The 14,128-nt window shown below is 65.7% G+C and carries 15 protein-coding genes; 6 read left to right on the forward strand and 9 right to left on the reverse strand.

Annotated features, from left to right (window positions below):
* From ACLP25_RS26720 to ACLP25_RS26735, 4 genes are all read right to left on the reverse strand, one after another.
* On the reverse strand, positions 1–685 hold a 685-nt coding region (locus ACLP25_RS26720), incomplete at its 3' end, for a CHAD domain-containing protein (RefSeq protein WP_442472137.1).
* Between the two features lie 4 nt (positions 686–689).
* Positions 690–2,333 carry an acyl-CoA synthetase gene (locus tag ACLP25_RS26725; RefSeq protein WP_442472138.1) on the reverse strand — a complete coding sequence of 548 codons (1,644 nt, stop codon included), beginning with the start codon at positions 2,331–2,333 and terminating at the stop codon, positions 690–692.
* A gap of 131 nt (positions 2,334–2,464) precedes the next feature.
* Positions 2,465–2,926, reverse strand: coding sequence for a GtrA family protein (locus ACLP25_RS26730; RefSeq protein ID WP_442472139.1), 462 nt, complete (start codon positions 2,924–2,926; stop codon positions 2,465–2,467).
* The gene (locus ACLP25_RS26735; RefSeq protein ID WP_442472140.1) at positions 2,901–3,656 is read right to left on the reverse strand and encodes a sulfite exporter TauE/SafE family protein; all 756 of its coding nucleotides are present in this window, start codon (positions 3,654–3,656) and stop codon (positions 2,901–2,903) included. The genes ACLP25_RS26730 and ACLP25_RS26735 overlap by 26 nt, the downstream gene beginning before the upstream one ends.
* Before the next feature lie 90 nt (positions 3,657–3,746).
* Between ACLP25_RS26735 and ACLP25_RS26740 the strand changes: the two genes are divergently transcribed.
* On the forward strand, positions 3,747–5,690 hold the full coding sequence (locus tag ACLP25_RS26740; RefSeq protein WP_442472150.1) for a propionyl-CoA synthetase: 1,944 nt from the start codon (positions 3,747–3,749) through the stop codon (positions 5,688–5,690).
* A 5-nt stretch (positions 5,691–5,695) separates the two neighbouring features.
* Here ACLP25_RS26740 and ACLP25_RS26745 read toward each other — a convergent pair whose 3' ends face one another.
* Entirely contained in the window at positions 5,696–6,448 is a 753-nt protein-coding gene (locus ACLP25_RS26745; protein WP_442472141.1) for a trypsin-like serine protease, read from the reverse strand.
* A gap of 125 nt (positions 6,449–6,573) precedes the next feature.
* Here ACLP25_RS26745 and ACLP25_RS26750 point away from each other — a divergent pair, with 125 nt between their 5' ends.
* From ACLP25_RS26750 to ACLP25_RS26765, 4 genes are all read left to right on the forward strand, one after another.
* A complete protein-coding gene (locus ACLP25_RS26750) occupies positions 6,574–7,005 on the forward strand; it encodes a PepSY domain-containing protein (RefSeq protein ID WP_442472142.1) in 432 nt (143 codons plus the stop codon).
* Positions 7,006–7,032: 27 nt separating this feature from the next.
* Positions 7,033–7,713: a response regulator transcription factor gene (locus tag ACLP25_RS26755; RefSeq protein ID WP_442472143.1), complete on the forward strand. Its 681-nt coding sequence runs from the start codon at positions 7,033–7,035 to the stop codon at positions 7,711–7,713.
* A 134-nt stretch (positions 7,714–7,847) separates the two neighbouring features.
* Complete coding sequence (locus ACLP25_RS26760; protein WP_442472144.1) at positions 7,848–8,003, forward strand: DUF4238 domain-containing protein; 156 nt, start codon at positions 7,848–7,850, stop codon at positions 8,001–8,003.
* 80 nt (positions 8,004–8,083) lie between these two features.
* Positions 8,084–8,764, forward strand: coding sequence for a DUF4238 domain-containing protein (locus ACLP25_RS26765; protein WP_442472151.1), 681 nt, complete (start codon positions 8,084–8,086; stop codon positions 8,762–8,764).
* Between the two features lie 440 nt (positions 8,765–9,204).
* On the opposite strand, the gene ACLP25_RS26770 is transcribed toward ACLP25_RS26765, so the two are convergent.
* The 4 genes from ACLP25_RS26770 to ACLP25_RS26785 are packed head-to-tail and all read right to left on the reverse strand — an operon-like array spanning position 9,205 to position 13,242.
* The gene (locus ACLP25_RS26770) at positions 9,205–10,125 is read right to left on the reverse strand and encodes a polyprenyl synthetase family protein (RefSeq protein ID WP_442472145.1); all 921 of its coding nucleotides are present in this window, start codon (positions 10,123–10,125) and stop codon (positions 9,205–9,207) included.
* A complete protein-coding gene (locus ACLP25_RS26775; protein WP_442472146.1) occupies positions 10,122–11,087 on the reverse strand; it encodes an Hsp33 family molecular chaperone in 966 nt (321 codons plus the stop codon). Before ACLP25_RS26775 ends, ACLP25_RS26770 begins: the two co-directional genes overlap by 4 nt.
* Positions 11,084–12,025 (reverse strand): ornithine carbamoyltransferase, encoded by a 942-nt coding sequence (argF, locus tag ACLP25_RS26780; protein ID WP_442472147.1) that lies wholly within the window; start codon positions 12,023–12,025, stop codon positions 11,084–11,086. The genes ACLP25_RS26775 and argF overlap by 4 nt, the downstream gene beginning before the upstream one ends.
* Before the next feature lie 8 nt (positions 12,026–12,033).
* Positions 12,034–13,242 (reverse strand): aspartate aminotransferase family protein, encoded by a 1,209-nt coding sequence (locus ACLP25_RS26785; RefSeq protein WP_442472148.1) that lies wholly within the window; start codon positions 13,240–13,242, stop codon positions 12,034–12,036.
* 478 nt (positions 13,243–13,720) lie between these two features.
* Between ACLP25_RS26785 and ACLP25_RS26790 the strand changes: the two genes are divergently transcribed.
* The coding region (locus ACLP25_RS26790; protein WP_442472149.1) for a GcrA family cell cycle regulator at positions 13,721–14,128 on the forward strand (408 nt) is incomplete at its 3' end.

Below are 14,128 nucleotides of genomic sequence, written 5' to 3' on the forward strand. Positions count from 1 at the left end.
CCCCCCCCCCCCCCCCCCCCACGGCGAGATCGTTGAAATCCCCGAGCGTATCGCGCAGCGCGTTCAGTTCTTCGGACTGGGCGCCGAGCGCCGCGGGCCAGGCGGGAGCAAGGGCGGAAAGCTGGTAGCGCAGATCGACCACGCGGGAGCGCAACGCATGCAGCGCAGCTGCGTCCTCGCCGCCGAAGGCGAGCCGCCCGCGACGAAGGCCCTGCCGATACGTCCGCGCGACGGCCTCAGCGATGTCGCCGTCCCCGACGTGGCCGAGGTCCCAGCCTTCCAGCCGCTTGACGATCGCGTTGAGCTGGGCGCGCGACGCCGCCGTGGCGAAATGCGTATGGGCGCGCTTGGCGGCTTCGCGCTCTCGCGCAATCGCCTGGCCGAGGGGTTCGGCGATCTCCCGCGGCGGATCGAGGCGCTCGAGGCGGCTCTCCATGACGTCGAGATCGCGCGCGCGTCCGACCCTGCGCCGCACCACCGCGAGCGCGGCGATCGTGACCCGCGCCGGCTCGCCGACGGTCGGCAGAAACAGCCGCGCCAGGGCGCGCGACTCCTTCAAGGTCTTGCGGACGCCATGGACCCGCTCCGGCGCTTCCTCGCCCCGGCCGGGAAAGCGTGAGGCCGCGGAGGCGACCGACGCCGCCAGAAGCGCGCGGCAGTAAGTCGGCCAGTGATCCGCTTGCATGGCCTCAGGCCGAATCCTGGCCGAGCTGCCTGGCGCGCTCGCGCAAGGCGAACTTCTGGACCTTGCCGGTCGACGTCTTGGGGATCTCGGCGAAAACGATCGTGCGCGGGCACTTGTAATGCGCGAGGCGCTCGCGGCACCAGGCGACGAGTTCCTCCGCAGTCGCCGTGTGGCCCGGCTTCATTTCGACGAAGGCGCAGGGCGTCTCGCCCCATTTCTCGTCCGGACGCGCGACCACGGCGGCGAGCTGGACGCCCGGATGCTCGAACAGGGCGTCCTCCACTTCGATCGAGGAGATGTTCTCGCCGCCCGAGATGATGATGTCCTTCGCGCGGTCGCGGAGCTGGATGTAGCCGTCCGGATGCTTGACCCCGAGATCGCCGGAGTGGAACCAGCCGCCGGCGAAGGCCTTGTCGGTCGAAGGCTTGTACTTGAGGTAGCCCTTCATCACGACGTTGCCGCGGAACATGACCTCGCCCATCGTCCGGCCGTCGGCGGGCGCGGGCGCCATCGTGTCGGGGTCCATGACGTCGAGGTCTTCGAGCGCATGGTAGCGCACGCCCTGCCGCGCCTTGAGATGCGCCTGCTCCTCCCCGTCGAGCGCGTTCCACTCGTCCTTCCAGTCGTTGACCACCGACGGCCCGTAGACCTCGGTCAGGCCATAGAGGTGGGTGACCTCGAAGCCCGCGTCGCGCATCGCCTTGAGCACTGCAGCCGGCGGCGGCGCCGCAGCGGTGAAGAAGCGCACAACGTGCGGCAGGGGCTTCCGTTCGCTGTCGCGCGCGTTGAGCAGGACCGACATGACGATCGGCGCGCCGCAGAGGTGGGTCACCTTGTGCTCGGCGATGAGGTCGTAGAGCGTCTTGGCGCGCACCTGCCTCAGGCAGACGTGCGCGCCCGCCTTGACGCTGATCGACCACGGGAAACACCAGCCATTGCAATGGAACATGGGCCGCGTCCAGAGGTAGACGGGGTGCCGGCCCATGTCGGCGGTGACGACGTTGCCCACCGCCAGCAGGCTCGCGCCGCGATGATGGTAGACGACGCCTTTGGGGTCGCCGGTGGTGCCCGAGGTGTAGTTGAGGGCGATCGCGTCCCACTCGTCGAGAGGGAAGGCGCGCTGGTAAGTCTCGTCACCCTCGGCCACGAAGGCCTCGTATTCCGTCTCGCCGATCCGCTTGCCCGGACCGTCGTATTCCGGGTCGTCGTAGTCGATGATGAGCGGGCGGACCTTGGCGAGCCTCAACGCCTCCGCGACCACGCCGGAAAATTCGCGGTCGACGATTAGCGCCTTGGCCTCGCCGTGATCGAGCATGAACGCGAGCGTGGCGGCGTCCAGCCGGGTGTTGAGGGTGTTCAACACCGCCCCGCACATCGGAACGCCGTAATGGCACTCGAGCATCGCGGGGGTGTTGGCGAGCATGGCCACGACCGTGTCGCCGCGAACGAACCCACGCTTCGCCAGGGCCGAGGCGAGCTTCTTCGACCGGGCGTGGAATTCGCGATAGTTGCGGCGAAGGTCTGCATGCGCAATCGCCAGGCGGTCTGGGAACACAAGCGCTGCGCGCTCGAGGTAAGTCAGCGGGGTGAGCGGCTGGAAGTTCGCGGAATTGCGATCGAGATCGCTTTCGTATGACGATTGAGACATAGGCTTCCTCTGACCCAGACGCCCGACCGGGCGACGATACCCGCGAATCGAGGCGGTTGCGCCTTTAGTTGCGGCGCCTCGCGGCCATCATAACGCTCGCAGCGGCGTTGGGGAGGGGTTGCGGGCCGAGATTATCGAAAGGCGAAAAAGCGGAACCCGAGAAAGGTCACGACCATGGCGAAGCCCACCCCGACCGCGATGAAGAGCGGTAGAACGGCCGGCGCGACGGCGATCCCGAACCGGGGCGCAAGCTGGACGCAAGCGGAATAGACCGCGTAGTTCACGGCGAGCCCGCCCGAGGCGACCACCCAGTAGCGCACGAACGCGCGCCAGAACGGCGCGCTCGAGCCGCGGAAGGTGATCGCGCGATTGAGCAGGAAATTCACGATCGTGGCGACGATGAAGCCCGGCGGACGGGCAAGCTCCGGCGACAGGCCGAGATAGCGCGCGCCGGCGTAGGTAATCCCTGCGTCGACGATGTAGCCGATCACCCCGACCAGCGCGAAGGCCGGGACCTGCGCGACGATCCGGCCGTGTCGAGCCGTCGCAGGCGCCGTCGCCGTAGGACTAGATGAGCGCCTGGACAGCGTCATAGGTCAACTTGACTCCAATTAGGAAGGTGAGGACGAGGATGATGGCGTAGAACCGGTTGGCGTCGACCCGGCGCACGAGCCAGACCCCGGCGAAAGTCGAGAGGATGGCCACGGGAATGAGCCCCGCGGATACGCGAAGGTTGTCGCGGCTGAACTGGCCGAGCAGGAAATAGGGCGGAAGCTTGATGAGGTTCACGGCGGCGAAGAACATCGTCGCTGTTCCTGCGAACACGCGCGGCTTCAGATTCTGCGGCATCACGTACACCTGGAACGGCGGCGCGCCGGCATGGCTGATAAAGCTGGTGAATCCGGCGAGCGAACCCCACAGCACGCCGCCCGGGACGCCGGGCCTGTCGACCGCGGCGAGGCCGAGCCGGTCGCGCAGGATCATGTAGAAGACGAAGGCGATCGAAATCACGCCGACCGCGAGCCGGACCGCATCCTCGCTGACCCGCGCCGCGAGCAGACAGCCCGCTGCGATGCCGATCATCGACGACGGGACGAGGATGATGAGGTTCCGCGGCGAAAAGTCGCGCCGGAACGCCCAGACGCTCACCCAATCCTGCACGATCAGGACCGGCAGGACGATCGCCGCGGCCCTGATCGGCGACGTCACCAGCGACAGCATCGGCATGGCAAGCGAGCTGAGGCCGGTGAAACCGCCTTTCGACAGGCCGAGCACGATCACCGCAGGGACGGCGACGAGATAGAAGTTCAGTTCGCCCGACATCCTGCGCTCCACACATGCCCGCCGCGAAAGGGGGCATAGGCCGTTAGTGTTAGCGCGCCAGCGTTGCGTTCAAAGGCCTGGAGCGCGAAAATCGCGCCCACTTCTAACGACCTCGGGGCAAAGGGAGCGAAACGAATGAGCGGCTATAGGCAGACCTATGATCAGTGGCTCGCCGATCCGCAAGCCTTTTGGGCTGAGGCTGCGCGCGAGATTTCCTGGATCAAGGCGCCCGAGCGGATTTTCGATCCCGAAGCCGGCGTGTACGGGCGGTGGTTCCCGGACGCGCGCGTCAACGCCTGCTACAACGCCATCGACCGTCACGTGGAAGGCGGGCGCGGCGACCAGGCGGCCATCTACTACGACAGCCCGGTGACGGGAACGAAGCGGACGGTTTCCTACCGAGAGCTGCTCGGTGAGACCGCGGCGCTCGCCGCCGTCCTGCAGGACCTCGGCGTCGCCGCGGGCGATCGCGTTCTGATCTACATGCCGATGATCCCCGAGGCGCTCGTCGCCATGTTCGCCTGCGCCCGGATTGGCGCGGTGCATTCTGTGGTGTTCGGCGGCTTCGCCGCCAAGGAGGTGGCGACGCGGATCGACGACGCCGAGCCGAAGGTGATCCTGACTGCGAGCTGCGGCATCGAACCCGGCCGTATCGTCGAATACAAGCCCCTGCTCGACCTGGCGATCGGCCTGTCCAAGGCCAAGACGCAGTCGGTCGTCGTGTTCCAGCGGCCACAGATCGAAGCGCGGATGAATCCGGAGCGCGACCACGACTGGAAGGGGCTGGTCGAGGCCGCCAAGGCCGCCGGAAAGCGCGCGGCCTGCGCCGATCTCGCGGCGACCGACCCGCTCTACATTCTCTATACGTCCGGCACGACCGGCGTGCCGAAGGGCGTAGTGCGCGACATTGGCGGTTATATCGTCGCCCTGAAGTGGACGATGTCGGCGCTCTACGACGTCAAGCCGGGCGAGACCTACTGGTCCGCCTCCGACATCGGCTGGGTGGTCGGCCATTCCTACATCGTCTATGCGCCCCTGTTGCACGGCTGCACGACCGTTCTCTACGAAGGCAAGCCGATCGGCACGCCGGACGCCGGGGCGTTCTGGCGGGTTATCGAGGAATACAAGGTCCGCGCCTTCTTTACCGCGCCGACGGCTTTCCGCGCTGTTCGCAAGGAAGATCCGCAGGCGGCGCTGCTGAAGAAATACGACATCACCTCCATGCACACCCTGTTCCTGGCCGGCGAGCGCGCCGACCCGGACACCGTCGAGTGGGCGGAAAAGGTGCTCGGCGTGCCGGTGGTCGATCATTGGTGGCAGACCGAGACCGGCTGGGCGATCGCGGCCAATCCGGTGGGCCTCGGCATCCTGCCGATCAAGCCAGGTTCGCCGACTGTGCCGATGCCTGGATATGCGGTCGAGATCGTCGACGAAGCCTGTCACCCGGTCCCGGTCGGCAAGATGGGCTCGATCGTGATCAAACTGCCGCTGCCCCCCGGCTGCCTGCCGACGCTCTACCGGCAGGACGAGCGGATGAGGGAAAGCTACCTCAAGGAGTTCCCCGGCTACTACAAGACCGCCGACGCCGGGACGATCGACGAGGACGGCTATCTCACCATCCTCGGCCGGACCGACGACATCATCAACGTCGCCGGCCACCGGCTGTCGACCGGCGGCATGGAGGAGGTCGTCGCCGCCCATCCGGACGTCGCCGAATGCGCCGTGCTCGGCATCAAGGACGAGATCAAGGGCGAGCAGCCCTGCGGCTTCATCGTGCTCAAGGCCGGCGTCACCCGGCCGAACGAGGAGATCGAGAAGGAGGTCGTCAAGCTGGTGCGCGACAAGATCGGCCCGGTGGCGGCGTTCAAGATCGCCCTCGTGGTCTCGCGCCTGCCGAAGACGCGCTCCGGCAAGATCCTGCGCGGCACGATGAAGAAAATTGCCGACCACGAAACGTGGGCGACTCCGGCGACGATCGAGGATCCGAAGGTTCTCGACGAGATCAAGGAGGCGCTGGAGGCGCACGCGCAGTAGGCGCGCTACCGCTCCCGACCAAGATCCCGCCTCGTCTCTTCGATCCACGTCCGGAGCGGCGCAAGACGCGGACCCTGAGTGAGGCCGCCGCAGCCGCGTCCGCGCGGCGCCTGCGCCCAGGCGGCAATGGCGACGGCGGTCGCGCCGTCCTCGGACCAGATCGGCGCGCCGGAATCGCCCGAGCAGGCGCCGGCGACCCGGCCTTCGGGTTCGGCCGCCCACACGAGCACCGTCGAGGCGGGCTCACGCACCGCAAGGGTCACGCTGCGTAAGCTCCCGCCCGATTTCCAGTCCCCTTCGCGGGTCGAACCGTAACCAGTCAAGATGACCGGCTCTCCGACGGCCGGACCGTCGCCGGTGGCAAGCGACGCGCCGACAAAGCGCGCGTCGAGCGGCCGGGCGGTCCGGACGAGCGCGACGTCGATCGATTCGACGCGCGCCCGGATCGCGTCCGGGCGGTATAGCGGGTGAGCGACGGCGGATTCGACCGGTATGACGATCGGGGCCCCTGACGCGTCGCGATAATGCACCGCCATGTCGCGGACAGGCCGGAGGCAGTGGGCGGCGGTCAGCAATGTCCGCGAATCGAGCACGAGGGCCGAGCAGAACCCCGCCTCGCCTGAGCCTCGCATCAGCACCATCGCCACCCGGTCGGCGAACCGCCCGTCCGGCGCCGCCCCCACGAGAGCGTCCGCGGGGGAGGCCGCCGCCGCAAGCAGGAGGGCCGAAAGGCGCAGGATCAGGCGCATGGGAGGCATGCCCGGGTTCATGCGCCGAAACGTCCGCCCATTCAACGGCGCGCGGCCGCGGGCGCCGCTCATTCACATTGCATTCAGCCGCCAAAGCGAAGATGTTGGGCGCCGTCTGGAACAGGGACTTCGTCATGGCCGCGCTCGCTACTGTCAGTCGCGCCGCGGTCGCCTTCATCGCGATGTCGAGTTTTGGCGCACACGCCGCAGAAGCCGCAGAGGCGGAGTCGCACGCCCCCGCTACGAAGCCCGTTTGCCTCAGCGCCTCCGATACTCGCGACCAGGTCAAGGCCCACAAGCTTCTCGAACCCTATGCCGCGCTCAAATTCGCCGCACAGCAGCGCAAGGCCGAAGCTCTTTCGGCCAAGCTCTGCCTCAGCGGCGACGATTTTGTCTATGAGATCACCCTTCTCCATCGCGACGGCAAGCTCATCCACGTTGAGATGGACGCCGGAACCGGGAAGCCGATCGCACGGCCGTCGCGCGACGCCCACGAAACCCCGCCACGCGATGCCCACGAGCCCAAGGAGGGGCATGACGCTCATGAGCAGCCCGTCAAGAACTGACGGCCCGGTCAAGGAAGAGTAGCCCGAATGCGACTTTTGGTTGTCGAAGACGATCGCGATCTCAACCGCCAGATCGCCTCGGCGCTCGAAGCGGCGGGCTACGCCGTCGACCGTGCGTTCGACGGCGAAGAGGGATGGTTCCAGGGCGACACCGAACCTTACGACGCGGTCGTTCTCGACATCGGCCTGCCGAAGCGCGACGGCATCTCCGTGCTCGAAGCCTGGCGCAAGGCGGGACGGACGATGCCGGTTCTGATTTTGACCGCGCGCGACCGGTGGAGCGACAAGGTCCAGGGCATCGACGCCGGGGCCGACGACTACGTCGCCAAACCCTTCCACATGGAGGAGGTTCTCGCCCGTCTGCGCGCTCTCTTGCGTCGCGCGGCCGGCCACGCGTCGAGCGACCTGCAGGTCGGTCCGGTGCGGCTCGACGCCCGGGCGGGGCGCGTCACGGTCAACGGCCAACCGGTAAAGCTCACCAGCCATGAGTACCGGCTGCTGTCGTATCTCATGCACCACGCGGGGCGGATCATTTCCCGGACCGAGATCGTCGAGCATCTTTACGAGCAGGATTTCGACCGCGATTCCAATACCATCGAGGTGTTCATCGGCCGACTGCGCAAGAAGCTCGGCGTCGACATCATCAAGACTGCGCGCGGCCTCGGCTATCTCGTCGGCGCCGACGATCCGGCCGCCGAGGCGCGCTAAAGCATGGATGAAATCAGGTCGCGCCGCCTGAACCCTCCGACGGCCTTCGATGATCGCCCAGGCCTTGATTGGCGGCTTATCCGATCTGGAGAAATGAAGGCGGTGTTCGATCTCAGGTACGGAAACGCATTATCATGGCCGCGGAAACACATCATTATGTACCTCGCTTCGTGCTTCGCCAATTTCTTTCCAATGTGCCAAAGGAACACGTTTCGGTGTACGATAAGCGCGAGGATAAACAGTTCGTAACATCGATCAAGACTATAATGTCTGAACGACGATTCAATTAGTTCCAGCTTGACGATTACATTGTAATTGTTGAGAATATTGCTACCAAAATCGAACAAATGATCCTCCCCGGTACTCAAGGATCGTCGAAAATCAAAGGCTTGAATACCTACCTGACGAAATTGCCGATCTCTCGTTTTTGATCGCCTTTCAGTTCCTTCGTGTGAAATCAACGCGAGAAGTATTTGTTGAAATGGACGCCGCAATCAAACAACGAGTTGAATCGACGGGGTCGCGTATGGAAGATATAGAGGGGTGGTCGCCTCTCACAGAAGACACGTTGAAGATGTTACACCTTCGTGATTTGCCGCGCAAAATAGGAACTTTCGCTGAAGTGATTGGCAAGAAGGATATATTTCTTGTTCGCGCAGCACAAGGTAGGACGTTCTATATTGGAGATAACCCGGTCGTCAGGCATAACAGTCTGGATTTTGGGCCATACGGCAATCTAGGTTTTGACCAGAAAGGAATACAAATACATTTGCCTTTATCAGCCGAGCTGACTCTTTGTGCCTACTGCCCTTCGATTATATCAGCGGGAATTGAGGAAAACAGGCAGCTTATGAACCGGTACAGAGCGGAATTACAAGCAAAGGCCGTTCAAGGACTATTAACTTTCAGAGAAGTTAGTGACAAGCTGAAACAAATGAAGGACACATGCGCAGCTTTTGAGTTAATGAACGAGAGGCTTACTAAGGGACTTCCGATTGAATCGAACGATTGTAATGTCGATTTTTACAACTCTCTACAATTGCACTGGTAGCATCGGTATATTATAGATAAAAATTCCGATTTTGCCTTTGCGAGAAAGCTAATAAAGGACAATCCCGAAATAAAAGCGGGAGCGTCTTTAAAAGTTGGGTAAACACGGTGCCGGCGCTCTCCCACTCGTTTGAATGGCGATCGGCGCGAATCCTAGTTGCGGAAAAACAGAAATATTGGTATGATCCCTTTATGCGAGCTTCAGACGAAGCGCAAGCGGATCGCCGTCGTCCCGAGTGACGCGAGCGCTTACCCCGGGAGCCGGATGAGGAAGAGAATTTGCGCGAATAGATTTTTCCGCAAACTCAAGTGTAACGCATTGAAAAGTCACGAAACACGGGTGAATAAGAGGGGCAAATCCAGCGCCGAACGCCTGTCGAACGCATGCCGAACGCCCGCTGAATGACGCCGGATGGCGCCCGAATGCGCCTCGCTCCGCGGTCAGTTTTTCCGCGTTGCGACGAATTCGGCCGTCGCCCTCAGGACATCGCCGCGGTCGCCGAGTCCCGCCGCGTCGACCGCCGCCTTCGCTTTCGCCACGAAAGCGGCAAGCTCGCGGCGCGCGCCCACAAGTCCCAGCGCCGCAATGAGCGTCGCCTTGTGCCGGCCGGCGTCCTTGCCGGCGCGCTTGCCCAACGTCGCGGTGTCGCCCTCGGCGTCGAGCAGGTCGTCGGCGATCTGGAACGCCGCGCCGATGGCCGCGCCATAGGTCGAGAGCGCGGCGAAGCCCGGCTCGCCCGCGCCGGCGAGCCGGGCGCCGGCCTCGACGCTGAACCGGATCAGCGCCCCCGTCTTCATCGCCTGCAGGCGCACGATTTCCTCTGTCGACAACGGCGTCGCCGAAGTCTCGGCCTCGACGTCGACCATCTGGCCGCCGACCATGCCGGCGAGCCCGGCGGCGCGGGCGAGGCCGGCGCAGAGCGCGGCCCGAGTCTCGGCGCTCGCGTCCGTGAGCGGATCGGCCAGGATCTCGAAGGCGAGCGTCTGCAGCGCGTCGCCGGCGAGGATCGCGGTCGCCTCGTCGAAGGCGCGATGGGCGGTCGGGCGGCCGCGTCTCAAGTCGTCGTCGTCCATCGCCGGAAGGTCGTCGTGGATCAGCGAGTAGGCGTGCAGACACTCGATCGCCGCAGCAGCGCGGACGGGACCGGCGTCGCCTCGCCCGATGGCCCGCGCCGTTTCGATGACCAGGAAGGCCCTGAGCCGCTTGCCGCCGCCCAGCGTCGAATAGCGCATCGCTTCGAGGAGCCGCCGCGGACGCGCGCGTTCCCCCGGCGCCGGGTCGAACGAGAGTCGCGCATCGAGTTCGGCCTCCACCGCCACGGCAGCGGCCGCGAGCCGCGCCCTGAACGCCTCATCGATCATTGGCGTTCGACGCCGTAGTCCGAGGGATGAAACACGCGCTTCACCGAGCAGAACTCGCAGGTGACGCCGATCATGCCGTCGTCTCCGATCATGTGCCGGATCTCTTCCGGCGGGAAGCTGCGCAGCATCGCGTCCACGCCTTCCGCCGAACAGCGGCAGACGCAGGCCAGCGGCGTCGGTTCGAACACCCGCACCCCGCGCTCGTTGAACAGCCGATAGAGCAGACGCTCGCTCGACAGGGTCGGGTCGATCAGCTCGTGCGCCTCGGTGGTCGCCGACAGCGCCTGGGCTTCGGTCCAGGCGTCGTCCTCGTCGACCGAGTGGAGAGCCGTGCCCTCCGGCGCATCGCCCGGGTGGAAATCCGCCCGGCGGCGAGGGCCTGCAGCGGGAAGGTACTGGACGATCAGGCCCCCCGCTCGCCACGCCCGGCCGCCGGGCGCCACCGTCTCGCCGACCGCGAGCCGCACCAGCGTCGGGATCTGCTCCGACCGCTCGAAATAGTGGTGCGCTGCGTCTTCCAGCCCCTGCCCCTCCAGGGCGACGACGCCCTGATAGCGGGTCATGTCGCCGCCGGGATCGATGGTGAAGGCAAGATGGCCTCGGCCGAGGAGATCGTCCCCGGGGGCGGCGCGCGCGACACTCGCCCTGTCGAACCGGGCCAGCGCCCGGAAATTCGACGGTGCGTCGAAATCGACGAGCAGCATCGAGACGGGCCCGTCGCTCTTCGTCTGAAGCTGGAAGCGCCCTTCCAGCTTCAGGGTCGAGCCGAGCAGAACGGCGAGCGTCACCGCTTCTGCGACGAGTTTGGACACCGGCTCCGGATAGTCGTGGCGCTTGAGCAGATGGTCGATCGCGGACCCGAACCTCACCAGGCGGCCGCGCGTGCTCAGCGCGTCGACCGCGAACGGCAGAACGACGTCGTCGACGACATTCGTCGAGGCCGCGCGTTCCGCGGCGCTCACGGCTCGACGCCCAGGCACCAGGCCAGCACGCCTTTTTGCGCGTGCAGCCGATTCTCGGCCTCGTCCCACACGGCGGACTGCGGACCGTCGATGACCTCATCGGTCACCTCCTCCCCGCGATGGGCGGGAAGGCAATGCATGAAGATCGCGTCCGGCGCCGCGCGCTTCATCAGCTCGGCGTTGACCTGGTAGGGCTGGAGGAGGTTGTGCCGCCGCCCCTCGTCCTCGTCGCCCATGGAGACCCAGCAATCCGAGATGACGGCCGTGGCGTCCTTGACCGCGGCCTTAGGGTCGTCGCCGAGCCTGATCCGCGCCCCGGCCGCATGGGCGGCGGCCAGCCGCTCCGCCGACGGCTGCAGTTCACGCGGGCAAGCGATGTCGAGGGTGAAATCGAAGCGCGCAGACGCGTCGATCCAGGAGGACAGGACGTTGTTGGAGTCACCGCTCCACGCGATCTTGCGGCCTCTGATCGGTCCCCTCCATTCCTCGAAAGTCAATATGTCGGCCATCACCTGGCAAGGATGCGACTGCTTGGTCAGTCCGTTGATCACCGGCACGGTCGCGTGCGCAGCCATTTCGAACATCTCGTCCTGGCTCAGGATGCGGGCGACGATCGCCTCGACGTAGCGCGACAGCACGCGGGCGGTGTCGGCGATGGTCTCGCCGCGGCCGAGTTGCATTTCGGCGCCGGTCAGCATGATCGTTTCGCCGCCGAGTTCCCGCATGCCGACGTCGAACGAGACGCGGGTGCGGGTGGACGGGCGATCGAAGATCATCGCCAGCGTCTTGCCGGCGAGCGGGCGCCACTCGGACGGGGCGCCCTTGGCGCGGCTGCGCTTGATCGTTCTCGACATATCGAGGATGCGGCGAAGCTCGCCGGCCGACAGGTCGATGAGACTGAGAAAATGCCGCGGAGCGGTCTGGACGGCAGCGTTCATGCGTTTGGTCAGTTGATGGCGACGGTGAGGCGCTCCTCGACCGCGGCGCAGGCGGCGGCGAGCCGCCGGACTCCCTCGGCGATCTCCTCCTCGGAGACGATGAGCGGCGGCACGATCCGCACGACGTTGTCGCCGGCGGGAATGACCAGGAGCCTCTTCCCGAGCGCCGCCGTGGCGAAATCGCCCGGGGGAATCCTGAGCTTGAGCCCAACCATAAGTCCTTCTCCGCGCACCTCCTCGATCACGCCGGGGTAGCGATCCTTCAGTTCGGCCAGACGCTGGCGCAATAGGAGGCCGCGCTCGGCGACTTGCTCCAGGAATCCGGCAGCGAGCACAATGTCGAGGGTGGCGTTGCCGATCGCCATCGCGAGCGGATTGCCGCCGAAGGTCGTGCCGTGCACGCCGACGGTGAGGCCGCGCGCCGCATCGGCCGTGGCGAGGCAGGCCGACATCGGGAATCCGCCGCCGATGCCCTTGGCGGTGGTGAGGATGTCGGGATGGACGCCGACGTGCTCGTAGGCGAAGAAACGTCCGGTGCGCCCGATGCCGGTCTGGACCTCGTCGAAGATCAGCAGCAGTCCGTTACGGTCGCAGATTTCGCGCAAGCCCCTGAGGAAAGCAGGCGGGATCGCCCGCACGCCGCCCTCGCCCTGGATCGGCTCGATCATGATGGCGGCCGTTTCCGGGCCGATCGCGCCCTCGACCGCCGCGAGGTCGCCGACCGGGATCTGGTCGAAGCCTTCGACCTTCGGGCCGAAGCCCTCGAGGTATTTCTTCTGCCCGCCGGCGGCTATGGTGGCGAGCGTGCGGCCGTGGAAAGCGCCCTCGAAGGTCAGCACCCTAAAGCGCTCGGGATGGTCGCCGATCCATTGCCGCCGGCGCGCCATCTTGATCGCGGCCTCGTTGGCCTCAGCCCCGGAATTGGTAAAGAAGACGAGATCGGCGAAGGTCGCGTCCGCCAGGCGGCGGGCGAACCGCTCCCCCTCCGGGTTCTGGTACAGGTTCGAGACATGCCAGAGCTTCGAGCCCTGACGGGTCAGGGCTTCCACCATGTGGGGATGGGCGTGTCCGACGGAGCTGACCGCAATGCCCGCCCCGAAGTCGAGGTAGCGCTCGCCGGTTGTCGAAATGAGCCAGCACCCTTCCCCGCGCTCGAAGGCGACGTTCGCTCGCGCATAGGTCGGAACGATCGCAGAAGTCGCCTCAATGGAATCCACGTTACGAACTCCCTGTCCCGGTTCGTCTTCCCGCCCGTCCGGAGGGAACGTAAAATAAAAACGCCGCCCCGCTCGGGCGGCCGCAGACATGGCGCAAATATAGCGGAAGCGCCCGGAATTGGTCAAATGTGGGCAAGTCGGGCGAAAAATATTCGCGCGCAGTCCCGCCCGCGCCGACAGCCGCTAAGGCTTTGACCCGACTCAGCCAATCGGCCGCCGAAAGCCGCGCCGAAAGCCGCAATGACCGAACCCGGACGCGGAGAGCTGTTGAAAAGCCTGGGGTCGCGCCCGCTGCGACTCTTGCGCGCGATTCAACGAGTAGTGTAGCCTCTTCCTCGATGGCCACGAGATATCGTGGTGAGGGCTTCAGAAAGCGAGATGGTTCACGTTTCGCCCGACGTAGCGCGTCGTCGGGCGTCGGTGCCGGATTCCGTGGAGGACCGCGCTCTTGACAAGGACAGGAACGAGCGAGGCGACAATGTCTTGGACGGACGAACGAGTGGAGCAGCTCCGGCAGGCCTGGTTGGAGGGCAAGAGCGCCAGCCAGATCGCGAGCCTTCTCGGTCACGGCTTGACCCGCAACGCCGTGATCGGAAAAGTGCATCGGCTCGGGCTCGCGGGTCGCGCGAAATCCCCGAGCGCAGCGCAGACTCGGCCCCACGCGGCGCAAAGCGCGCGCCCGGTCGCTGCTCCTCGCGCCGCGCCGGCGCCCGCAGCCCGAATGGTCCGCGGCGCGACCGCGCTCGCCATGCAGCCGCAGGCGCTGGCGCACGCCCAGCCGCAGGAAATCGAGAGCGTCGTGCTCCCCATGTCGGTCAGGGTCACCATCGTCGAACTCAAGGAAGCGATGTGCCGCTGGCCGCTCGGCGATCCGTCGAGCGCGGAG

The organism is Roseiarcus sp., from assembly GCF_052145395.1.
GTDB lineage: Bacteria > Pseudomonadota > Alphaproteobacteria > Rhizobiales > Beijerinckiaceae > Roseiarcus.